This window comes from Streptomyces sp. ISL-10, assembly GCF_018614575.1.
GTDB lineage: Bacteria > Actinomycetota > Actinomycetes > Streptomycetales > Streptomycetaceae > Streptomyces.
Genome location: NZ_JAGGOJ010000010.1, coordinates 1 through 22,343, shown reverse-complemented (window position 1 = coordinate 22,343; position 22,343 = coordinate 1). Strand labels below are relative to the sequence as shown.

General features: G+C 68.8%; 20 protein-coding genes and 2 pseudogenes. 13 read left to right on the top strand and 9 right to left on the bottom strand.

All coding sequences use genetic code 11. The annotated features are described in order from the left end of the window. The first annotated feature begins 331 nt into the window (after positions 1-331). Positions 332-2,650 (top strand): immune inhibitor A domain-containing protein, encoded by a 2,319-nt coding sequence (locus J7E88_RS10615; RefSeq protein WP_215179547.1) that lies wholly within the window; start codon positions 332-334, stop codon positions 2,648-2,650. Between the two features lie 275 nt (positions 2,651-2,925). Further along, on the top strand, positions 2,926-3,498 hold the full coding sequence (locus tag J7E88_RS10610; protein WP_215179546.1) for a dihydrofolate reductase family protein: 573 nt from the start codon (positions 2,926-2,928) through the stop codon (positions 3,496-3,498). Between the two features lie 439 nt (positions 3,499-3,937). Here the strand turns inward: J7E88_RS10610 and J7E88_RS10605 are convergent, their stop codons facing one another. Beyond that, positions 3,938-4,417, bottom strand: coding sequence for an HIT family protein (locus J7E88_RS10605; protein WP_215179544.1), 480 nt, complete (start codon positions 4,415-4,417; stop codon positions 3,938-3,940). A gap of 682 nt (positions 4,418-5,099) precedes the next feature. On the opposite strand from J7E88_RS10605, the gene J7E88_RS10600 reads away from it, so the two are divergent. From J7E88_RS10600 to J7E88_RS10590, 3 genes are all read left to right on the top strand, one after another. Then, positions 5,100-5,378 (top strand): HPr family phosphocarrier protein, encoded by a 279-nt coding sequence (locus tag J7E88_RS10600; RefSeq protein WP_215179543.1) that lies wholly within the window; start codon positions 5,100-5,102, stop codon positions 5,376-5,378. A gap of 23 nt (positions 5,379-5,401) precedes the next feature. Next, positions 5,402-7,072: a phosphoenolpyruvate--protein phosphotransferase gene (ptsP, locus tag J7E88_RS10595; protein ID WP_251022472.1), complete on the top strand. Its 1,671-nt coding sequence runs from the start codon at positions 5,402-5,404 to the stop codon at positions 7,070-7,072. Between the two features lie 410 nt (positions 7,073-7,482). After that, positions 7,483-7,929: a DUF6234 family protein gene (locus tag J7E88_RS10590; RefSeq protein WP_215179542.1), complete on the top strand. Its 447-nt coding sequence runs from the start codon at positions 7,483-7,485 to the stop codon at positions 7,927-7,929. Positions 7,930-8,138: 209 nt separating this feature from the next. Here the strand turns inward: J7E88_RS10590 and J7E88_RS10585 are convergent, their stop codons facing one another. Further along, positions 8,139-8,867, bottom strand: a complete 729-nt coding sequence (locus J7E88_RS10585) for a zinc-binding dehydrogenase (RefSeq protein WP_374196262.1) — start codon at positions 8,865-8,867, stop codon at positions 8,139-8,141. Positions 8,868-9,152: 285 nt separating this feature from the next. Between J7E88_RS10585 and J7E88_RS10580 the strand changes: the two genes are divergently transcribed. After that, positions 9,153-9,461 carry a hypothetical protein gene (locus tag J7E88_RS10580; protein ID WP_251022432.1) on the top strand — a complete coding sequence of 103 codons (309 nt, stop codon included), beginning with the start codon at positions 9,153-9,155 and terminating at the stop codon, positions 9,459-9,461. A 444-nt stretch (positions 9,462-9,905) separates the two neighbouring features. On the opposite strand, the gene murJ is transcribed toward J7E88_RS10580, so the two are convergent. Both murJ and J7E88_RS37375 read right to left on the bottom strand, forming a co-directional pair. Then, the gene (gene murJ / locus J7E88_RS10575) at positions 9,906-11,591 is read right to left on the bottom strand and encodes a murein biosynthesis integral membrane protein MurJ (RefSeq protein WP_215179541.1); all 1,686 of its coding nucleotides are present in this window, start codon (positions 11,589-11,591) and stop codon (positions 9,906-9,908) included. Between the two features lie 41 nt (positions 11,592-11,632). Beyond that, a pseudogene (locus J7E88_RS37375) lies at positions 11,633-11,773 on the bottom strand (Tn3 family transposase); the annotation flags it as partial. A gap of 388 nt (positions 11,774-12,161) precedes the next feature. Here J7E88_RS37375 and J7E88_RS10565 point away from each other — a divergent pair. After that, positions 12,162-12,608, top strand: a complete 447-nt coding sequence (locus tag J7E88_RS10565; RefSeq protein ID WP_215179539.1) for a DUF6196 family protein — start codon at positions 12,162-12,164, stop codon at positions 12,606-12,608. Between the two features lie 215 nt (positions 12,609-12,823). On the opposite strand, the gene J7E88_RS10560 is transcribed toward J7E88_RS10565, so the two are convergent. Continuing rightward, positions 12,824-13,105, bottom strand: coding sequence for a hypothetical protein (locus J7E88_RS10560; protein WP_215179536.1), 282 nt, complete (start codon positions 13,103-13,105; stop codon positions 12,824-12,826). Positions 13,106-13,145: 40 nt separating this feature from the next. On the opposite strand from J7E88_RS10560, the pseudogene J7E88_RS10555 reads away from it, so the two are divergent. From J7E88_RS10555 to J7E88_RS10535, 5 genes and pseudogenes are all read left to right on the top strand, one after another. Next, positions 13,146-13,874: pseudogene (locus J7E88_RS10555) on the top strand (ATP-binding cassette domain-containing protein); the annotation flags it as partial. 2 nt (positions 13,875-13,876) lie between these two features. After that, positions 13,877-14,611 carry an ABC transporter permease gene (locus tag J7E88_RS10550; RefSeq protein WP_215179534.1) on the top strand — a complete coding sequence of 245 codons (735 nt, stop codon included), beginning with the start codon at positions 13,877-13,879 and terminating at the stop codon, positions 14,609-14,611. 299 nt (positions 14,612-14,910) lie between these two features. Further along, on the top strand, positions 14,911-16,167 hold the full coding sequence (locus J7E88_RS10545) for a cytochrome P450 (protein WP_215179532.1): 1,257 nt from the start codon (positions 14,911-14,913) through the stop codon (positions 16,165-16,167). Positions 16,168-16,543: 376 nt separating this feature from the next. Continuing rightward, positions 16,544-17,458, top strand: a complete 915-nt coding sequence (locus tag J7E88_RS10540) for an alpha/beta fold hydrolase (protein WP_215179530.1) — start codon at positions 16,544-16,546, stop codon at positions 17,456-17,458. 38 nt (positions 17,459-17,496) lie between these two features. Further along, a complete protein-coding gene (locus J7E88_RS10535; RefSeq protein ID WP_215179528.1) occupies positions 17,497-18,234 on the top strand; it encodes a MerR family transcriptional regulator in 738 nt (245 codons plus the stop codon). 417 nt (positions 18,235-18,651) lie between these two features. On the opposite strand, the gene J7E88_RS10530 is transcribed toward J7E88_RS10535, so the two are convergent. The 4 genes from J7E88_RS10530 to J7E88_RS10515 all read right to left on the bottom strand — a co-directional run bounded on the left by J7E88_RS10530 (position 18,652) and on the right by J7E88_RS10515 (position 21,809). Then, the gene (locus tag J7E88_RS10530) at positions 18,652-19,470 is read right to left on the bottom strand and encodes an alpha/beta fold hydrolase (protein ID WP_308307456.1); all 819 of its coding nucleotides are present in this window, start codon (positions 19,468-19,470) and stop codon (positions 18,652-18,654) included. A gap of 239 nt (positions 19,471-19,709) precedes the next feature. Continuing rightward, positions 19,710-19,916 (bottom strand): hypothetical protein, encoded by a 207-nt coding sequence (locus J7E88_RS10525; RefSeq protein ID WP_215179527.1) that lies wholly within the window; start codon positions 19,914-19,916, stop codon positions 19,710-19,712. A 474-nt stretch (positions 19,917-20,390) separates the two neighbouring features. Beyond that, on the bottom strand, positions 20,391-20,828 hold the full coding sequence (locus tag J7E88_RS10520; RefSeq protein ID WP_215179526.1) for an OB-fold domain-containing protein: 438 nt from the start codon (positions 20,826-20,828) through the stop codon (positions 20,391-20,393). A gap of 249 nt (positions 20,829-21,077) precedes the next feature. Then, positions 21,078-21,809: a TetR family transcriptional regulator gene (locus J7E88_RS10515; RefSeq protein ID WP_374196261.1), complete on the bottom strand. Its 732-nt coding sequence runs from the start codon at positions 21,807-21,809 to the stop codon at positions 21,078-21,080. 174 nt (positions 21,810-21,983) lie between these two features. Here J7E88_RS10515 and J7E88_RS10510 point away from each other — a divergent pair. Then, the coding region (locus tag J7E88_RS10510; protein WP_215179525.1) for an acyl-CoA dehydrogenase family protein at positions 21,984-22,343 on the top strand (360 nt) is incomplete at its 3' end.

Genomic DNA, 22,343 nt, shown 5'->3' with positions numbered 1-22,343 from the left:
GACGCACCGGCATCGTGGGATTCCTCGGAATCCTTGCGCGCCCCACTGCAGGCGTGGTCCATCCGAGGCGCCCCCTGAGCGCCCGGCCATCCGGCCATCCGGCCATCCGGCCATCCGGTCGCCGTGCGCAACGTCCTTGCGTCGTACCGCGCAAGTCGGCGCGGAATTACGGTCTTTCCCTCTCCTCGGGACGCCTCTCTTCATGCCAGACTCTGCGGCGATCGTTCCCCCAGGCGATCCTTCCCCTGGGCCATGCGGGCCTGGGGAGACCCCAAGCACCACACGGAATCACGCGAACCATGCGACGCATACATGCGAAAGGGATCGCAACGTGAAGAGATCTGTCGTGGGCATGACCCTCGGGTCGGTGCTCGCTGCCCTCCTCGCCGCGGGGCAACAGCCCGCCGCCGCGCAGGAGGCCCGGGATGCCTCGTCGGAGACCGCCGGAGCCACCGCTGCCGCGCCCCGCTCCGACAACCGTCCCGGACCGCTCACGAAGCAGCGCACCGAGCTGCGCAAGCAGGCGATCGACAGGATCGCCAAGGGGAAGGCCAAGGCGAACGCCCGTGGCGTAGTCGAGGTCGCGCCCGGCAAGTTCGTGGAGACCGAGACCACCACGGCCGTCCGCCAGGAGAAGATCTTCACCATCCTCTCCGAGTTCGGCGACCAGAGCGCCGGCAAGTACGGCACCGTCCCCGGCCCGCTGCACAACCAGATCGCCCAGCCCGACCGGAGCGTGGACAACTCCAACGCCTGGACCGCCGACTTCGACAAGGCGTACTACGAGAACCTCTTCAACGGCTCCGGCGAGTCCATGAAGACGTACTACGAGAAGCTGTCGAACGGCCGCTACTCGGTGACCAACACCGTCGAGGACTGGGTCAAGGTCCCTTACAACGCCTCCTGGTACGGCGACAACGCCGTGGAGGACAACGGCGGTTCGTGGGCCTTCGTCCAGGACACCGGCAATGCCTGGTGGGACGCCCAGATCGCGGCCGGCAAGACCCCCGCCGAGATCGACGCCCACCTCGCCCAGTTCGACGTCTGGGACCGCAACGACTGGGACCACGACGGCAACTTCGACGAGGCCGACGGCTACATCGACCACTTCCAGGCCGTCCACGCCGGCATGGGCGAGGACGCCGGGGGCGGTGCGCAGGGCGAGGACGCCATCTGGTCCCACCGCTGGTACGTCAATGGCGACGACTACGGCCTGACCGGCCCGGACGTGTCCGGCACCCGGAACAAGGCGGGCGGCGCACGCATCGGCCAGTCGAAGTACTGGCTCGGCGACTACACCACCGAGGGAGAGAACGGCGGACTCGGCGTCTTCTGCCACGAGTTCGGCCACGACCTCGGCCTGCCGGACTACTACGACACGGGCGGTGGCGAGAACTCCACCGCCTTCTGGACCCTGATGAGCTCCGGCTCCTGGCTGAGCCACGGTGCCGCCGCCAACGCGGGCATCGGCACCCATCCGGGCCTGATGGGGGCCGAGGAGAAGCTGTTCCTGGGCTGGCTGGACTATGCGGACGCCCCGCTCGGAACGTCGGGGAGCTTCACCCTCAACCCGGCGCAGCTCCACGTCACCGGAAAGGAACAGGCCGTCCGCGTCGCCCTGCCCGACAAGACCAGCAGCACCTCGTACGCCACGCCCACCTCGGGCGCCCACGCCTGGTGGACCGGCTCGGCCGACGGCCTCAACCAGTCCCTCACCCGCTCCGTCCCCGCCGCCTCGCGCGTCACCGTCAAGGCGAGCGCCTGGTACGAGATCGAGGCCGACTTCGACTACCTCTTCGCCGAGTACTCCCTCGACGGCGGGGCCAACTGGCAGCGCGCGGGCGCGGCCGTCGACGGCTCTTCGGCCGGCAAGTGGACGACGCTGCGCCACACGTACGACTCCCAGGGCAAGCCATCGCTGTTCCGCTTCCGCTACCAGACCGACGGCGGCGTGCACTTCGCCGGTGCGTTCCTGGACGACATCACGCTCTCTTCCGGCGGCACCACGCTGCTGACCGACGACGTCGAGCAGGGCGCCGGCGGCTGGACGGCGACCGGCAGGTGGAAGATCTCGACCGGCACGGAGACGGCCACGTACCCGCGCTACTACCTCGTCGAGAACCGCGAGTACACCGGCAGCGACCAGCTCCTCGCCGAGGGCCCCTACCAGTTCAGCAAGGGCATCACGGCACCGGACTGGGTCGAATTCTTCACGTACCAGAACGGCATGCTCGTCTGGTACGTCGACCGGTCCTTCGACGACAACAACGTCAGCGCGCACCCCGGCGGCGGCTCGGCGATGGCCGTCGACGCCCGCCCGGCGCCGTTCCGCTACGACGACGGCACCGCGCCGAGCAACCGGCGCCAGCCGTTCGACGCGACCTTCGGCCTGGAGGCCACCGACGCGACCTGCCTCCACAAGGAGGTCTTGTCGGGCAACGGACCGAACCAGACCGTCGTGACGAAGGCGGCCTGCGCGCCGTCGGTTCCGGGCATCCCGGTCTTCGACGACACCGACCCGAACGCGTACTACGACACGTCGGCGCCGCAGGCCAGCGTCAAGGTCGCGGGCCACGGCGTGCAGGTCACGGTGACCGGCGACGCCGGTGACGACCTGACGGTCACCGTGGTCAACCCGGCGGCGCGCTGACAGCGCCAGGCACGGTGACGGCCGGGTCGCCCTCGATTCGAGGGTGACCCGGCCGGGCTGCCCCGCAGTACGTTCAACCGGATCAGGGCGTCGCCGCGGCCGCACGGCCCCGAGGGCCTGCTGCCTGTGCGAGCCGGCCATATGATCAGCGACCGATGAGTTTTTCCGCGGTCGGCAGTCAGTCAGTGACAGGTGGTGCACTCCGGCCTCGAGGTCGAAGCAAGCACCGACCGATTCTGTTGACCCACAGCCTTGAAACACCTGGGAGTTGTGAGATGCGCACCCTGATCAGCACCGCTTTCGTCTCGCTCGACGGCGTCGTGGAGGCCCCGGGCGGGGAGCCCGGTTACCGGAACTCGGGGTGGACCTTCAAGGACATCGAGTTCGTCCCGGAGGCGTTCGACATCAAGGGCCGGGAGCAGGAGGAGGCCACGGCGATGCTGATGGGCCGGGTCAGCTACGAGGCGTTCAGCCCGGTGTGGCCGGGCATGGACGAGTTCGCCCGCTACAAGGCGATGCCGAAGTACGTCGTCTCCACCACCCTCACCGAGAACGACCTGGTGTCGAACTGGGGTGAGACGACGATCCTGCGCACGCTCGAGGAGGTCGCCGCGCTGAAGCAGACAGAGGGCGGCCCGATCATCGTCCACGGCAGTGCCACCCTCAACCGCACCCTTTCGGACGCCGGCCTGATCGACCGATACCACCTGCTCGTCTACCCGCTCCTGCTCGGCGCGGGCAAGCGTCTGTTCAGCGACACGGACAAGGACACCCAGAAGCTCAAGCTCGTCGAGCACGAGGTCTACGCCAACGGCCTGCAGAAGAACGTCTTCGACGTCGTCCATTGACCACCTCCTCGCGCGGGCTGCTGTTGGGCGTCGAGGCGGCCGGGCCGGCCCCTGTCGGGGCAGGGTGCCGAGTCGCTGTCATCAGGCCCGATGAACCGGGCGCAGTTGTCGATGTTCTCGCCGGTCAGGATGAAGGCCGGGGCTGCGGACCGAGAGGCGCTCCTCGGCCGGGGACGTCGGTCGGGACGGGGAAGGCGCCGGGTCCATTGAGTCGCCCTGACCGGCCGGGGACCCGCCGCCGCAGGCCGCGGGCGGAAGGAGAACGAGCGCGGCGAGCACGCCGAGAACGGCGTGCCGGGCGCGGGTGTGCTGCATCGTCCGAACCTCCGTGGTGGCACCGCAGAGGCGGCGCGTGGGGGACGGCCTGGCACGGCTCGCACGGCTCCGTACCGGTGCGTGTCGTGAGGGCCGTGCCCCGACGAGTCGACAGACCATGCCTTCAGGCTGTCGAGCGCAACTGATCCAGTTCGCCGCCGATCGCATCCCGCAAGGCGTCGTGGTGCGGGCCGAGCCTGTACTGCTCGTCGCTCCACCTGTCACGCGGGTAGAGCCACACCGGGCGGCGCACCAGCTCAGCGGGTTCCCACTCGAACCGAGGCCAGACATGCGCATGCAAGAACGGGTCGGTGTTCCCCAGGATCTCCAGATTGACCCGCCGAAAAGCCGGGTCCAGCCGCCGGCACGCTCGCTCGACCGCTTCGCCCAGCCGGTCCATGTCGGACAGGAACGACGACCGCTTGACCTTCGGAAGGTCGCTCAACCGCTGCACATTCGGTTCATCCACCAGAAGAACCGAGTAACCCGGCAGGAACTGAACGTCGCCGATCACCGCGAACCCCGAATCGAGCCTTCGCAGCACGGTCGGGTTCTCGCCCCGCAGAGCGGCACCGATCCGATCCCTTCGCCACTCACCGGTCATGGCCGGACCCTATCCGTAAGGAATCGAAGAAGCTCTCTGCTCCGTCTCGGGCGGTTCAGGACCAACCATTCGTGGGGAGGAGGGCCGCGGCCGTACGCGGACAGGTCACGGGCGCGTTCGTCCGCTCCGCCGGGCTGCCTGGTGACTTCGGACGGCTGACGGACACCGCGAAGACCCGTCGCCGGACATCTGACGGGCGTGGCGCGGGACGTTTTACGGGGCGTGCCGCCAGGGCCTGGGGGAGACGGCTGCGCGGGCTCGCCCCGGAGGCCTCCAGCCGCATGCCCGGCTGTGTCCGTCCGCTGTCCGATCGTGTGCCCTGATCGACGTACCACCCCATGTTTCATGCCCGTATCTCTTTACTTCGCCCCGATGAAGTGCGTAGCATCCCTGAAAACCACAGGTTCGGTCATTGAACGGATTCAAATCAACATGTACCTGGTGGAGCACCGACAGACGGCGGAGCCGCTCTGCGCGCCCCGCGCGAGGGCGTCGGCGTTCTCTGCGACGCCCGGTCGCCGCCCGCGGGGCGAATGCTCCCGCCGCTGCCCGAAGCGGCCGAGGCGTCCCGAAGCGCTGGGCAACAGACCAGGTCGTCCCGGGCACAGCGTCGTGCCCCGCTGACCCGTCGCACACGTCACCGGACACCACGTCCCCGCAACCTCTTGTAGGAGGGCCATCCATGTCTCAGCGCACAGTCGCCATCGGTTCGCGCTCCGGACTGCACGCCCGCCCCGCGTCGCTCTTCGTCCAGGCCGCCTCCCGGCAGCCGGTCAAGGTGACCGTGGCCCGGGACGGACAGCCTCCGGTCGACGCCCGCAGCCTGCTGTCCGTGCTCGCCCTCGGAGCCGAGCACGGTGACCTGCTCGTCCTGGCCGCCGAAGGCGACGGCGCCGATGCCGCGATCGACGAACTGGCCGCGCTCGTCGCCTCCGACCTCGACGCGAAGGGGCAGCAGTGACCGGAACGACCGGCGTGACGCCCATGCTGATGCGCGGTATCAGGGTCGGCGGCGGCACCGCCTACGGCCCGGTCGCCCGCATGGCACCCCCACCCGCTCTACCCGCACCCCGCAGAATCGAGGCGGTCGACGCCCCGGCAGAAGCCGCCGTGGCTCGCGACGCCCTGGCCGACGTCGCGGCCGACCTGGAGCGGCGCGCCGCGGCCGTGGCCGGTGAGGCGGCCGAGGTCCTGTCCGCGCAGGCGATGATGGCCGCCGATCCGTCCCTCGCCGACCGGGCGGAGTCGCTCGTGCACGAGGGCAGCGACGCGGCGCATTCGCTGGACGCCGCGTTCGCAGGGTTCCGCGCTTCGCTGCTGGCGGCCGGCGGCTACTTCGCCGAACGCGCCGCCGATCTCGACGACCTGCGCAACCGCGCGGTGGCTCGCGTCCTGGGGCTGCCCATGCCAGGCCTGCCGGCCCCCGGCCGTCCCCATGTCCTGGTCGCCGACGACCTCGCGCCCGCCGACACCGCCCTCCTCGACCCGACGCAGGTTCTCGCCCTCGTCACCGAGCAGGGCGGGCCGACCAGCCACACGGCCATCCTGGCGAAGATCCTCGGGCTGCCCGCCGTCGTCGGCTGCGCAGACGCAGCCGCGCTCACGGACGGACAGCTGGTGCTGGTGGACGGCGCTGCCGGGACGGTCGTGGCCGACCCGGAGCCGGACGCTGTCGCCGAAGCGACCGCACGAGAGGAACACCGGCGGCGCAACGCGGCACGAGTCAGCGGACCAGGCCGCATGGCGGACGGTCACGCGGTGAAGCTGCTGGTGAACCTGGGCGCCTTGTCCGAACTTCCGGCGGCCGCAGAGGCCGACAGCGAGGGCGTGGGACTCTTCCGTACGGAGTTCCTCTACCTCGACCGCGCCCAGGCTCCCACCGCCGAGGAACAGACCCTCGCCTATCGCAAGGTCTTCGAGGCGTTCGCCGGGCGCCGTGTCGTGGTACGCACTCTGGACGCCGGAGCCGACAAGCCCCTGCCGTTCGTCACCGCGCCCGACGAGCCCAACCCGGCGCTGGGCGTCCGCGGACTGCGCACCGCCCGCCGCGATCCGCAGCTGCTGGCGGCGCAACTGGCCGCCATCGCCGCGGCGGCCGAGGACAGCACGGCCGATGTGTGGGTGATGGCGCCCATGGTGTCCCTGCCGGCCGAAGCGGCGGAGTTCACCGACCTGGCGAGGTCGCACGGACTGCGCACGGCCGGCGCCATGGTGGAGGTGCCCGCGGCAGCCCTGCGCGCCGGGACCCTTGCGCAGAGCTGCGACTTCTTCAGCATCGGCACCAACGACCTGGCTCAGTACGCGTTCGCCGCCGACCGCATGCTCGGCAGTCTGGCCGAGTTCCTCGACCCGTGGCAGCCCGCCCTGCTCGACCTGGTGCGCAGCACTGCCGAGGCCGGCGCTGCACACGGCCGTCCCACCGGGGTGTGCGGGGAGGCGGCATCCGATCCGTTGCTGGCCCTGGTCCTGGTCGGACTGGGCGTCACCAGCCTGTCAACCGCACCTGGTTGCCTGGCCGACGTCCGGGCAGCCCTGGCGGCCCACACCCTTGACGAGTGCCGCCGCCTCGCCTCGATCGCCCTGGCGGCGTCGGATGCGCAGGAAGCGCGTGCAGCGGTGAGGGCCTCGGTCTCCGCGGTTCATGGCAGGGGGTGAGTCCATGGACGCAACGACCGGCCTGTGCGGGGGCCTTGGCAGCCCCATGCAGTTGTGTGGACTCCAGCGTCCTGGTGACGACCGGCGGCGACCTGCTCGTCCGTCACCGTCCTGGGCCCGCCACCGCGTGGCATGTCGCTCCGGTGGGCGATCGGGTTCTTCACGAACCGTGCCCCGTTGAATACCGATGGCATCAGCCGAGTTGGCAGCCACGTCCTCGAGGCACCTTCGGCGCAAGCCGGGATGCTCCGGCATCTCAGGGCTTACGCCTGCGGCGTGGAACGACGCGGCACCGACCCTTCAAGGAACTTCTCGGTTCGCCGCTGGTGCACGGCTGACATGTGCACGACGCCGGGTCCTGAGTTTCTGTACTCACGACCCGGCCCGGCTTTCGAGGGAAGCTTCTACCCATGACCGACCCCGCCTCTCGACAGCCCTCCGGCCTCCCGCAGTTCCGCGGTGCCAACGTGCCGCCCCCGCGAACCGGACGCCGGTGGCTGCCCGTCGTCGGGGACATCGCCCTGGCCGTCTGGCTGCTCGTCCTCGATGTCATCGGGGCCGTAGCGGCCTTCCTGCTCGGCATCGACTACACCGGCTGGAAGCCGTTCGATCCCGGCGCGGACAACTCCGACATCGCTCTCACCCCCAACTGGCTGTACGTGGGCATCGCCGGCGGCGTCATGCTACTGACTGCTCCGCTGCTGTACCTGCTCCGGGCCGTCATCAGCACCGGCATGCAGGTGCTCGCCGGCTCCGTCGTGGTGGTCATCGCTGTGGGTGGTGCGCAGATCGACCAGGATCGAGCCACCCGCCCCAGTGCGTCCACCACCAGTGATGCGGCTCCAAAGGGCCGATGACGGTGGACCGGCTGGGCAGCGCTGTACGCGGAGCGGCGTCCCAGCCGCGGTGGCAGAAGGCTCTGGGCCACTGGCTGTGTTGTGGGTCGGCGTCCGATGTGCAGGTACGCGCGTCGGCACTGGTCTCATGGGACGGGTTCGGTCCCTCTGCCTGAGGGCCTGCCGGATGGGAGCGGCGCCCGGCTTTCCCGACGGCGTTCCGGCGCCTGTTACGTGACGAGGGCGTCGAGCGCGGCGTCCGGGGAGGTGAGTGCCGCCTCACCCGCGTTGAGGGAGTCGTACACGAAGTGGACCGACGCGTCCTCGATGCCGCAGAAGGAGGAGATGCCCGACCCGAGGATCGCCCCGATGGCCGCGTGCAGGTGGTCGCCGCCCACGGCGTCGAGGTAGACGTCGATGCCGTCGGGGGCCGCTTCCGAGAGCTGCTCGGTCAACCCACCCTGGCGGTAGTCGACCGCCGCGTCGAACCCGAACGCGTCGAGGAGCTTCTTGGTCTTGCGCGGTCTGCCCGCCGAGCCGATCACACGGGACGCCCCCAGCTGCCGGGCCAGTTGCCCGGCGACGCTGCCGACCGCGCCGGCCGCGGCGGAGACGAAGACCACGTCGCCCTCGCCCACTGGCGCGGTTCGGGTGAGTGCCGCGTAGGCGGTCAGGCCCGTGGTGCCCAGCGGGCCGAGATACGCGGAGGCCGGGGCGAGCGCGGTGTCGACGACGGTGGCCGCCGTCGCGTCCAGGACCGCGTGTTCGCGCCAGCCCAGAAAGTGGGAGACGGTCGCCCCGACCGGTACGGACGCGGCGCGGGAGGCGATCACCTCGCCGATGGCGCTGCCGTCGAGGGCGGTGCCGAGTTCGAAGGGAGGGGCCGCGCGCAGCGTGCGCTGCCGTGCCGGGGCGTCCCGGCGCACCTGTCGAACAGCGAGCCTCGTGACCGTTGTCACACCTCGTTGAAGCCTCTGCGGGCGTCGTAGATGTCTGTCTCGACAATGATCAAGGTGGGCAAACGCCCACCACCGGCGACGACGCGAACAAGGGGACCGGCGCGCGGCCGCCCAGCGCAACCTCTTCAACCGCATGATCGGGCAGCTTTCCCACTACTTCAACAAGCGCGAACTCTTCGACGAGCAGCACGCGTTCCCTGCGACGTCGTTGGCAGACGCCACAGCCGCGTGACCAGCGGGGAAGACGCCTTGCCCATGCCGGCGACGACAGCCGATCATTCGTCCATGAGACCCGAAGTGCAGGAATTCGTCGCCGATGGTCCGCTCCCGGACTGGGACGCGAGCGAAGAGGAGATAGACAGGCGCGATCAGCAGATCCACGCGATCACTAGGCCAGTCACAGGTGAGGAAGCGAAGGCGTTGGTCGCCTGCTTCGGTCCGGACGACTGCTACGGCGCCGCCTGGACGCTTCTGCACCTCATCGAGACCGGCCCGAACCCCGTCCTGAAAACGGATCCCGGATCGGACGCCAACGAGTGGCACCAGCGGCTCTACAACCGAGCCGTGTTCGGAGGGCTCATGTCGAGAACGTGACGGCATAGCAACGCGAGGTTTCTACATCGACAGCGACGGCTAAGAGTCTCGGTGCGCACCATCGGGATCCACGACATCCGCACCGCCAACAAGGGCCGCGTCATCGTTCGCGCGATGTGCCGGATGCGCGGTGAGATGCGCACCTTCCACCCTGCACCGTCTCGCAGTTCGCCAACTGCCGGCGCCGCTGGTGTGTTGACTGCACCATCTCTGAGTCGTTGAGCGGTGTGCCGCACACCTTCAAGGAGACCGTTGGCGCAAGACCTCCACCGCGAGTTGATCGAGGCGGAGGCGTCCGCGCCGGTGGGCCGGCTGAGGGTCGCACGGCACGGATCCAGCCTTCACCTCCCTCACCGTTGTTCAGGACAGCTTCCGTACTCGCCGCGGCGGAAAGGGAGGCGCGCCATGCGCGTGACGCCGAGCCGTCATGCTCGGCGCAGGCTCTCACTTCACACCGGGAAGGACTCGCAGCTCGCTGACCCTCATCAGCCTGGCGAAAAGCAGGTATCCCAGCGTCATCGCGATCGTTCCAGCGGCAAGAGTGATCGCATTGGGCCCGGTGCCGGTGTCGAGCATGGCTGCACAGGCCCGAGCAGCGGCCCAGCCCGAACCCGCGGCGAGTCCGGCGGCAATCAGCAGCTTGACGTAGGTGCGGCGCAGCCCTCCGTCGTCGAGCCGACCGCCAAGCTTCTTGCGCAGCAGTCCTGCGGTGAGCACAAGCCCGGCCAGATAGGACAGGGTGTATGCGCCCGCCATGCCGGTCACCGCCCAGCGCGCGGGCAGCAGCACATGGCAGGCGATGGCGAGCGCGATGTTCACCGCGGCGATCCAGGCCGCCATGAAGAACGGGGTCCGGGTGTCCTCGAACGCGTAGAAGCCGCGCAGGAGCAGGTACTGAGCGGAGAACGGAATCAGTCCGAGCCCGAACGCCTGCAGCATGTGCCCGAGCGGTTGAGCGGACGCGGCGTCCGCCGCGCCGTGGGCGAACAGCAGGGTGGAGATCTGCGGGCCCAGCGCAAGGAAGAGGAACCCGGCGGGCACGATGACGACACCGGTGACTCGCAGGGCCTGCGAGAGGTCCACCCGCAGGTCGGGGATGCGCCCCTCGGCAGCGGCCCTGCTCATGCGCGGAAGCATCGCGGTCACCAGGGAGACAGTCACGATCGACTGCGGCAACATCCAGATGGTTTGCGCGTACATGTAGGCCGAGTAGCCCGTGCCGGCATGCGGCAGTTCCTGGTCCGCAGCGTTGGCGAAGTTGGTAACGACGGCCAGTGCCACCTGGTTGACCAAGACGAACAGGAGGGTCCACTTCGCGGCATGGATGCTCCTGCCCAGTCCCGTGCGCCGCCAGTCGAAGCGGGGCCGGAACCGGAAACCCACAGCACGCACGAAGGGAATCAGTGCCAGGGCCTGCACGGCGATACCGGCCGTGGTGCCAAGGCCCAGCAACCGCACCTGCGTGGCGGTGATGTCCTCCACCTGGTCCGGGATCGTCATCAGCCCCAGGTACACGCCGAACATGCCGATCAGCACCATGTTGTTCAGCACCGGTGTCCACATCATCGCGCCGAACTTCTCTCGCGCGTTCAACACCTGGCCGAGGATGCTGAACAGGCCGTAGAAGAAGATCTGCGGAAGCAGGAACCGGGCGAACACCACGGTCAGCTCGAACGCCTCGTGGCTTTCCGGGGTGTCACGCATGTACAGGCCCACGATCTGCGGCGCGGCCCACACCGCCAGTGCTGTCCCCGCACCCAGGACGCACAGTACGAGAGTCACCAGCCGCTGCTCGTAAGCTCGCCCTCCATCGGGCTGCGTCGACCTGGCCCGTACCAACTGAGGCACGAGCACGGCATTGAGCGCTCCGCCGATCAGCAGGGTGTACAGGCTCGTCGGCACGGTGTTCGCAGTGTTGTACGTGCTGGCCAGCAGCCCCGTGCCCAAAGCCGCTGCCTGCAGCACCTGACGGATCAGCCCAGTCGCGCGGGAGACCACCGTGCCCAGCGCCATCAGCAACGACGAACGCGCCAGTCCGCCCTTCGCCCCACCCTGTGGAGCGGCGTGCCGCCCCTCCGTCTGCTCACCGGCGGACGCCAACTCCGCCGCGGCCTTCGCCCCCTCCACCATGCCGCCAACCTACGTCCCAAGATCCCCAGACTCCAATGGGCGACGGCGGCGTTCAGGCAGCGGCTGTTCCAGAGCACCACGGCGTTGAGGACGAGTCCCAGGCCGGCCAACTGATCTCCCTGCCCGCCGCGGTGTGCCTGCCGGATCTGGCCCCGGCCGCCGTGGCAGATGGCGCGAGCAAGCCCGGGTGGCGGGACCGGACGCAGGGGGCGCTGGACGGAAGACCCGAGACCGCCGACACCGGCAGCCCTGCCTACCGGGTCGCGGCCGAGCACAAGGAGAGCGTCACGGCCTATGTCGCCGGCCTGCTGGCGGACAGCGGTCACCCTGAAGCCGCAGAACTCGCACGGCAGTTCGTTCTGCTGATGCACGGGGCGATCGTCACCGCGCTGCGGGAACGTACGACTGCCCCCGCCCACGAGGCACGCGCCATGGCGGCATGCCATGCTCGGCACCGGGGGCCTCGGTGGGGCGGCCCCCCGGGAGCAATGGCGCGCACGACGGCCGCACGCCCAGGGGGCGAATCCTGCGGAGTGGACGAACGCCCCGGAACCAAATAAGGAACGGCACATGGTCAGCATCAGCCACGAAACACCACAGGAAACCCGCACGCGGCTGCGCCGAGTGCTTGCAGGGGCCGTCTTCAAAGTATTGCCGGGGCATTGGGCGTACCACGAGCACTCCGCGGGGCCAATGCCGCAGCCGTCCGCCGACGCGCTTGCTCTGGTGCGCGACGAGGAAGGCTGGTCGATCCTCGAGCCGGCGCAAGGTGACGAGGCGGAGGTCTTCGGCGTCTTCTCCTTTCACTTCCCGGCCGCAGCCGAGAACAGCGGCTTCGTAGGGTGGCTGGCCGGCGAGCTCAAGGACCACCTCGGCACAGGAGTGGCCGTGCTCTGCGGCTACAACTCCGCGCAGGGCGGCATCTACGACTACTGGCTCGTCCCCGCACAACTTCTCGGCGAGGCCGTGGCGCACGTACGGAGTCTGGCGGCGCAGGGCGGTGAAGACGGCCAGTAGACAGGGCGCTCGGTATGCGTGAAGCGGTGGTCGGCTGACGAGCAGGGCGTGACATCCGAAGCCGGCGCGGCCGTGGGTTCTGCCGCTTGAGCGGCCATGGTGTCCGGCCCGGCCGGCGGGCAGCGAGTCATCCTTCGCCGCACTCCGCGGCGTCAGCCCGCTGCAGGCGTCGTCCGGCAAGACCCAGCGCCGCATGTTCAACCGTGGTGGGGAGGCTACTCTTCATCTTCGCCTGTCGCCTGTCGCGCCTCGACGAGGGATGACCTGACGATGCCCAGCGCGCGAGGATGGTCGGCGCGAACCAGGGTCCGCGCGGCGTGGCGGATGACATAGCCCATCTCGCGCGGACGCCGGCGCCCAGAGCTCTGCCACCGCTCAAGGGTGTCGAGCGCCAGGTTCGGGTCCTTCTTGGAGATGTCGTTGACGTGGTTGGCCACGGACCGGGTGACGTAGCGTGTGGGGTCCGCGAAGAGCCGGTCGAGGAGCGGGATCCCCACCTCGTAGGGCAGCGTCAGGTTCCGTGCCCACGGGAGCCGCGAGCCCCTGCGCACTGTCGGCGCCCTGCTGGACGCGCAGGCAGCCCACGGCTCCCGCACCGCCCGTGACCATCTGCGCTTCCTCGCCGTCAGCAACCGCATCCCGGCCCGCCGCGTGGATGAGGTCCTTCAGGACACCGGTCTCGCCACCGTGGCACGCCGCCGCATCAGAACCTTCTCGCTCGGCATGCGCCAGCGCCTGGGCATCGCCACCGCGCTCCTCGGGGATCCGCCCGTCCTCATGCTGGACGAGCCCACCAACGGCCTGGACCCAGAAGGGATCATCTGGATCCGCCAGTTGCTGTGCCGGCTCGCCCGCGAAGGCCGCACGGTCCTGGTCTCCAGCCACTTGATGAACGAGACCGCGACCTTCGCCGACCACCTCGTCGTCCTCGGCCGGGGCCGACTCCTCGCCGATGTCCCCATGCAGGAGTTCCTCGAACAGCACAGCCAGGGGCGCGTACGAGTACGCACCAGCGACCCCGCCCGGCTGCGGGCCACGTTGCTGGCCAAGGGATACACGGTTGTGGGAGATGACGACGGCCGATGGGTGGTGGAAGGCGCCAAAGCCGAGCACGTCGGAGCCGTCGCCGCCCGTGAGGGTATTCCCGTTCTCGAACTCACTGACGAGCGTGCCTCTCTGGAGCAGGCCTATCTCGCTCTCACGACGGGCGAGACGGAATTCGCTGGCACAACTCCCATGTCCCCGACCACACCGCAGGAGGCTTGACCATGTCCGTCGCCGCAGTGCTCCACTCCGAATGGATCAAGATCAGGTCGGTGAGGGCGAGCTTCGGATCGCTGGTCGCGGTCTTCGCTGCCACGCTGGCCATCACTTTGCTTGTCTTCGCCACCGTTGGCCGAGCGGAGGCGGAAAACGGCGGGGATCCTGTCTTCGGAGCCTTCTACGGGATCAACTTCGCGCAGATCGCCGCCATCGCCTTCGGGGCAACCGCCGTGTCATCCGAGTATGCGGGCGGTGCCCTGCGGATCTCACTGTCGGCCGTGCCGCACCGGGGTCTCTTCTACGCAGCCAAAACGGCGGTCGTGGCCACCGCCGCCCTCGTCGTGGGACTTGCAACCGCATTCGCCGCCTTCTTCGCGGGCCAGGCGTTCCTGGGGGAGTACGCCATCGGCCTCAACGAGCCGGGAGCGCTGCGGGCTTGCATCGGCGCAGGGGCCTACCTCACTTTGATGGCCCTGTTCGCCACGGGACTCACTTTCCTGCTTCGCAGCGCCGTCGCCGTGCTGAGCCTGCTTGTCCCGTTCATCTTGATCGTGTCCTTCGTGGTCGGAGACATCGCCGAGGGCGCTGCCTCCTATCTCCCGGACCGTGCCGGACAACAAGTCCTGTACCAGGACCCGGCGGGAGGCGTCGGCCCCTGGGCGGGTCTCGCAGTGACGGCGCTGTGGGCGGCAGCTGCGCTACTGGCCGGTTGGGGAGCCGTACACCGACGCGACGCCTGACACTCCCGTACCCAGCACTCGCCCCGAGCGGGTGATGACACCGTGGGTGCCTGGAAGACGGTCGCGACGTGCCGTTCCCCGGGATCGATGTGCGAGTGGAGCGCGTCAGCGAACGCCCTGCTGGTGGAGGCGGTGCTCACCAGTGGTCCGGGCAGGTGTCCGGACTGCCCCAAGCGGGGGGAGTGCAGAGCGAGTCCCACTGGAACAGCCCCGGCCATCACCTGCCCCGCCGAGGCCGCCGATCGGACAGAAAACGACAATCGGACCGATGCGATTTGACGCGGCGCTAGCGTGGGCCGATGCGCACCCACTCGTCGCCGGCATCCCTGCTGCTGGCCATGCGGCCCCGGACTCAAGAACGCCTCTACGACTTCTATGAGGAGCTACGGCGCACCGATGACCTTTTCTGGGACCGTCGTCTGGATGCCTGGGTCGCGACCAGTTATGCGGTGGTCAGCAGCGCCGCTGGTGACCCGCGGCTGTCGTCGGTGCGTTATCCCGACATCGAGTCCGTGTCGGAGGAGTTGCGGCCACTGGCCCAAGTCCTGAGCCGGCAAATGCTCTACAGCGACGCTCCTGATCACTCCCGGCTGCGTGCCCTGCTCAGCAGGGCCTTTACCCCGAGGGCCGTGGCGGTGCTCCGCGATCACATGTGTGAGGCTGTCGAGCGGATCGTCATGAAGATCGCGCCGACCGGGCGGATGGACGTCGTCGCAGACCTCGCCCGCCCCTTGCCCCTCACCGTCATCTGCGATCTCCTCGATGTGCCGGAAGAGGATCGACTTGCGCTGTCTTCCTGGTCCGACCCCATCGCCGCGGCCATCGGCAGTTCCCGGCTCGACGCCGACGAACGTCGTGCCGCCTCGCAGAGCATGGCCCACATGCTCGCCTATCTTCGGATACTCCTCACCCGTCACGATGCCCCCGCGCCCCACACGTTGCGTGCTCTGCTCACCACGCAGGCAAAGGACACCGACCAGGACTTCGACGAACTCCTCGCCAACTGCGCCCTGCTGCTCATCGCCGGACATGAGACCACCACCCACTTCATCGGCAATGCCGCACTGGCGCTGCTCCGCAACCCCGGCGCAGCCGACCAGCTGCGCCGGCGCCCCGACCTGATTCCCGCCGCGGTCGAAGAGCTTCTGCGGTACGACAGCCCAGTTCAGCTGTTGCTGCGTCGGGCGCGGCGCCGCCTGGAACTGGCGGGGCGCACCATTGACGCCGGACAGGTGCTGCTCCTGGTGTGCGGCGCCGCGAACCGGGATCCAGACGCTTTCCCCGACCCCGACGAGCTGGACTTTCACCGATCCGGCGGGAGACACGTCGCATTCGGGTACGGGCCGCACTTCTGCCTCGGAGCGGCGCTGGCCCGCCTGGAAGGCGCTGTCGTCCTGGAAACCCTCCTCACCCGGCTGCCCGATCTGCGCCTGGACGGCTCCTCGCTGCAGTGGCAGCGCAGTCTCAATTTCCGCGGTCTCACACGCCTGGACGTCACCTTCACGCCCGCCGTCGCCGATCACAACAGCGGTGAGCCTGCGACTGCCAGTCACTGACCGGTCAGAGCTCGACTCGTAACCCGAGTCCAGAGACGGGCCCGTACTGCGGGTCCGTCTCCGGTGTCATCAATTTGCCGGCCGTGAGAGGCGGCCGCTCCTTGCACTGGCGTACGGACGTTCCATTTTCCTGCTTCGGCGAGCACGCCAGCGGGCCGCCGAGCGCTGCCACCCCTGCCTCCGCCGACCGACCGCACGAGCCGGTGAGCACGGCAAGCCACAGCGGGACGAATCGCTCCCGATCAGCGCCCTGCCCAACCGTCGCGATGGACTTCCGGTCAGCCGCATGGCAGAGCGTTGAACAGATGCGCACCTTTCGGGTACTGCGGCGGAAGGGATTGACCCTGCCCCTGCGTCAGGGTTGGAGCCTTGTCGCATGACGAACAACATCACTCCCTCGGCTCGGCCCGCTCCGCCGCTCGGAGGGTTCCAGGAGATCGACGGCCGCCGTCTTTTCGTGCACCGGTCGGGCAGCGGCGGACCGGCCGTCGTGTTCCTGCCGGGCGCCAGCGCGGTCGGCCTGGACTATTTCGGTGTCCAGCAAGGGGTTTCGCAGTTCACCACCGCCGTGGTGTACGACCGCGGCGGCACGGGCTACAGCGATCCCCTCCCGCTGCCACGCACTGCCGCCGCGGTCGCCACGGAACTGCACGAGCTGCTGCGCTCCCAGGACATCGCCGGCCCGTACGTTCTCGTGCCACATTCCCTCGGCGGCTTCTACGCGCATCGGTTCGCGCAGTTGTACCCGCGGGACGTGGCGGGACTGGTCTGGTTGGACGCCCTCCATCGCGACTGGGACAACTTCCTGCCGCCCGCAATGCATCTCGCCGCCTGCGAGCAGATGGCACCTGATCTGGAGCAGCTCGAACAGATGCGCCCGGCCCTGCGCGAGATGCGCGGCGAGTTGCTTGCGGACTACCCGGAGCATGTGCGGGAACCGCTGATCGATGCCCATGAGAGTGACGAATGGATCCACGTCGGCATCGCCGAGCGCGGCACATTGGCCGAACTCGCCACTGAACTGCGGGCCGGACCGAACATCCCTGACGTACCGGTGGTCGCTCTCACCGTGTTGGGCATCGACCCCGCCCAGCAGGCGCTGACGTCGGAGCGGACGTTGCAAGAGATGCATGATGGCAAGACGAGAATGGACGCGGCCCTGGTGAACGCGGTCTCGCACGGGGAACAACGCATCCTCTCCGACACCCTCCACCACCGGCTCTGCTTCGACCGCCCCGATGCCGTGGTCCAGGCGATCCGCGACGTCGTCGCCCGGGCGGCTCGCCCCTAGACTCGGCACAATCACGTATTACGAACCCGAGGAGGACGGTGCTCACGATCGGCCAACTCGCGGCGACCGCCGGCGTGACCGTGCGCACCGTTCGCCACTACCACCACGTCGGCCTGTTGCCCGAGCCCGAGCGCGATGCCTCCGGCTACCGCCGCTACAGCGCACAAGCGGCGGTGGATCTCATCCGGATCAGGACCCTCGCCGATGCCGGTGTTCCGCTGGCCCGTATCGACGCGCTGCTGCATGCACAGCCGACCGAGTTCGTCTCGGCCATCACCGACATCGACGCCGAATTGCAGCGCAAGATCGACCAGCTCACCGATTACCGCCGCCGGATCGCTCAATTGGCCAGCGGCGAAAGGCTTGTCCTGCCCCCCGAGGTGGTCGCCATCCTGAACCGGATGCGCGGTCTTGGGGTCAGCGAACAGCGGGTACGACTGGAGCGCGACTCGTGGATCCTGATGCAGGCACTGGATCCGAGCGCCATGCCGCAGCGGATTCGGGACAAGAACGCCGGCTTCGACGACCCCGAGACGACGCGCCTGTATCTCGCCTGTGATCAATCAGTCGACTGGGATCCGCACGATCCACGCCTGGACCGGCTCATCGATGACCTGGACGCATGGGAGATCAAACACGAACGAGACAGCAGCCGGCCAAGGTACCTGAAGCTGGTCGTTTCCCGGATCTCCGAGGCATCACCGGCGTGGCAACGCATCCTCGATGCGCTCACCCACCGTGCCCAGCGGCGCCGAACCGCCGGGCACGACAGCTGAAGCCGGCACCGCGGTCACGTCCGACAGTTGACTGCACGCACATCGGCAGAAGAGGACGTTCGAGCGGTGGCAGGAGTCGACGACGCACGACGATGGGACGTGCTGGCCGCCCCCGTTGGAAGTCGGCTTCGCGCTGGCTTGGAAACGCGCCGGCGCCTGCTGCGGCGGACAGGCTCTTCTCGCCGTCCGGGTCTTCGGGGAGTGGGCAGCCGCTGTGACCGGTTGCGCTTCCGCGGCTGCTGGACACGGACGCGCTGCCGTTTCCCGACCCTTGGCTGCCTGGCTGCCTGCGTCGCACCGTGATCATGGCGTGCCGCCCGCAAGTGTTGTCACCGTGAACGGCGGGAGCCCCGGAACCGGCGGCCGATACCAAGGCATCCGTCCCGGTGCGGTTCTTGCCGGGAAGAGAGCCGAGCGTCAGACGATGCAGGAGGGCAGGAAGGCCGGGTCGGCCGGGCCGGTGCGCTCCAGCGCGTGCAGGACCCACTGGTGGACCACCGGATCGTTGGGCGCCTGGTCGTGCTCGATTGTGTTCAGCGGGCAGGCGTCCTGGAGGGTGACATTGGTGACCTCGCGAGCCGGGCCTTGGAGGAACGCGCTGGTGTAGGGCGTGACGACCTCGTCGTACTTGGTCGTGACGACCGTGTAGTCGGGGCCGGTCGGCGTCTCGTCCTTTGCGTTCAGGTCGGTCAGGAACTGCGACCCCGCCTGCTGCTCGTCGCAGGCCGGGCAGGGGCTGTTCTGGAATTCAACCGGCCGGGGGATGGCGTTCTTCGTGCCGTGGTTGGACGGAACGATCCCGACGAGGTCGTCGACCTCAGTAGCTCCGCCGAGGTTCTTGATGTAATAACGGGGCATCATTCCGCCCTGGCTGTGCCCGACGAGGTCGACCTTGCGGGCATCGGTGGCCCCCAGTACCGCGTCGACGAACGTGTCGAGTTCCTTCGCCGACTCGGCGATGGGTCCCATGGCATTGTCACCGTAATTGAGGGCAAAGACGCAGTAGCCCTCTCGCTTCAGCGCGGGGCTCAGCGTCGGCCAGTTCTTGGCCATGGTCTCGAACGTGCCGTGCACGAGCACGACCGGGTCGGGATGCTCGGCGGTGGGCTTGCAGGACCAATCATTCGCGCCGGGCGGAGAAACGTCGGTGGTGTCGGCGACGGCGGACGGAAGCGGGCAGGCGATGGTGGTGACCGCGAGTGCGAGGACGGTCAGGATCGAGCGCAGGCCAAGCACGAGTATGCCCTTTCGGGGGAACGGGAGTGCACACCACAGACCGTGGCTGCAGATGACTGATGGGCGTGCCCGATCTGCCTCCGGGGACTTCGGCGCTGTTTGCGGCCATCCGTGGAGATAGGGCCGGGGCGTCACCCTTGGGTCATGATCCGAACGTCGTTCGGCAATGTCGTCCGGTTCCGCGATTTTGCGCGCATGTTACTCACGTGTCAACCCTTTGAGCGTCCGAAATTCGACCCTCACTCTTGACCCGGCCCGGCGGCCGCGACCGCCGCCCAGCGGCCCGGGGTCGCGGAGAGGGAGCCTGGCCCGGTGGTGGCGTCCAGCCAGTCCGGCCGGGGGAAACCCGGGTCCTCGATGTGCGCCAGGTGGCCGACGCGCTGGCCGGGCAGGGGGCGGTGCCGGGAGCGGTCAACTGCCTGCGGAAGGTCTTCGCGCCCACGCATCCGGCCACGGGATGCACCCCCGACAAGCCCACCGGCGACGTCTGGGTGGGTGCCCTGGCGACCGGTCTCTCCTTGTTCTCTCAAAGAGCGACGGGGGCGTCACCTTTCCGTCATGTCCTGCAAGGCCACCAGCGCCTCCTCCGCCGCCTACGGCACACTGCACCGGATGCAGCGCCCTATGCCGAAGGCCACCGGCTGGCGCACCTCCCCGTGATGCTTGCCGAGCGCTCCGAGCGCTCCGAGCTAGCCAGGCCGGCGGCGCAGGCTCCTGATTCATCAGAACGGCTGCCACCGTGCCGGGCGGCAGGCGAAGCGGCGTGCTGCCCTTCGAGGACGGACCGGTGCAGTGCCGAAGGGCCCGGGGCTGGGCGTCGTACGCGACCGCGACGCGCTGGCCCGGTTGCACGAGCCGTACCTGGCCTGCGGACTGCGCAACCGGGACGACGCCGGCTGGATGGAGCGTATCGACCCCGGCTACGAGAAGAAGATCCCCCGGTCTTTGGCTTGCGGCTCAACACCGTGGGAGACGTCGCCGAGTCGGAAGGCGAGTTCCTGCGGTCCCGGTCCGCTGTCCGCGGCCAGACGCACCACGGCTCCCACCCGCACGGTGCCTGGTGACACGCCGACGATCCTGGAGCGCAGCCAGAACCCCTCCCTCATGTCGATGATGGCGAGCACTCGGGGAGTACCGGTGTTCCGGCCGGCGACGGCGAGGTGGCGAACGACGCCGGTGCCGGCGCTGCGCTCCCATGCCAGATCGGTGGAAGCGCAGACCGGGCACAGCAGGCGGCGGAAGACCGCGGTACGGCACCAACGGCAGCGCTGGAAGTACAGCTCGCCGCCCCGCACCCCGTCCGGGGAATCTCGACCTGGCTGATCCGAGTCCCCGGGCGGCGCAGGTTCGGCGCTCAAAACGCCATTCCCTCGGAGGGGATCGTCGTCCGAGGTCTCGGTCGCTGCATAGAACACCGTGTCATCTCCCTGCACGCGCAGCCGGAGGTATCCGAAGCGTTCCGCGACAGGAGGTGAATGGACCATCCCGGTCACGGCTGTGGCACGTAGGCCGCCACACGGCGGCGCGCCAGCGAGAGACTATGGCACTGAGTGCCACCTGTAAAGGAACTGAGTTCCCTTAGAGGAGGGTGTGGGCGACCCAAGGGGTCAGCTCTCCTCGAGGGTGGACTCGATCCCGCGGACCACGCGCCACATCGGCGTTCCGCGCTTCGCGATCAGGACTACGACACCCTCTGCCTCGCGCCCGCCGGCGCCTTGAGCCTCCACTTCCGGACCCCAGGCACTCTGTACGTACTCGAGGACGAGGTCCATGCGGGCCGCGACGTCCCCCTGCCCGCCGGAGCGAAGCCACGACCGAAGGGCGTGGTTGTGGGCCGCGACGACGGAGGCCGCAATCACATCGGCCCGCAGGGTCCCGTCGGACCAGCCGGCGAAGCGTCGACGCAGGTAGTCGGCGAGGGTGCGTTCGTATCGCCACACCACGGACAACTCATGGCTGCGGAGCCCCGGCACGCTCTTGGTCAGGCGATATCTCTGCACGGAGAAGGAGGGGTCATCCGCGTACATCCGCATGACGAGGCGGGCGGCGTCGCAGACCCGTGCCACGGGTTCTTCCTCGCCGCCCTCCTGCTGCAGGAACGCCGTCATTTCGGCGAGGCACCGTTCGTGATCGGGGAAGACCACGTCCTCCTTGGACGGGAAGTAGCGGAAGAACGATCTCCGGCCGACACCAGCGAGCCCGACGATGTCGTCGATCGTGGTCTGCTCGAATCCGCGCTCCAGGAACAGCTCGAACGCCGCCGCGATCAGGGCATCGCGCATCGAGGGCTTCACGGAATTGCCGCCGCCCCCCGAAGCGTGTCCATGTGCCTCACTCATGCCGGGAACATAGCACCGGACGGAACCGTCCTCGGGTGGCCTGCGGCCGGCTCCACGCGACCAGGGCAGGGACTGGATTCATGGCACTGAGTGTGCATACTTTAGGGTACTGAGTGCCATCTTCGTTGCCGTCGCTAGCCTGTGGGCGGCCGGGACAGACTGGGGTACCCCCGCATGCGCCATGACTTCGATCTCTTCCGCCTCTCCGAGGAGCACGAGATGCTCCGGGAGTCTGTGCGCTCGCTGGCCGAGGCGAAGCTTGCGCCGTTCGCGGCGGAGGTGGACGAGGAGGCGCGCTTCCCGCAGGAGGCCCTGGACGCGCTGGTCGCGAACGACCTCCACGCGGTGCACGTCTCGGAGTCGTACGGCGGCGCGGGCGCCGACGCGCTGGCCACCGTCATCGTGATCGAGGAAGTGGCCCGCGTCTGCGCGTCCTCGTCCCTGATCCCGGCCGTGAACAAGCTGGGCTCGCTCCCGGTGATCCTCTCCGGCTCCGAGGAGTTGAAGAAGAAGTACCTCGGCCCGCTCGCCAAG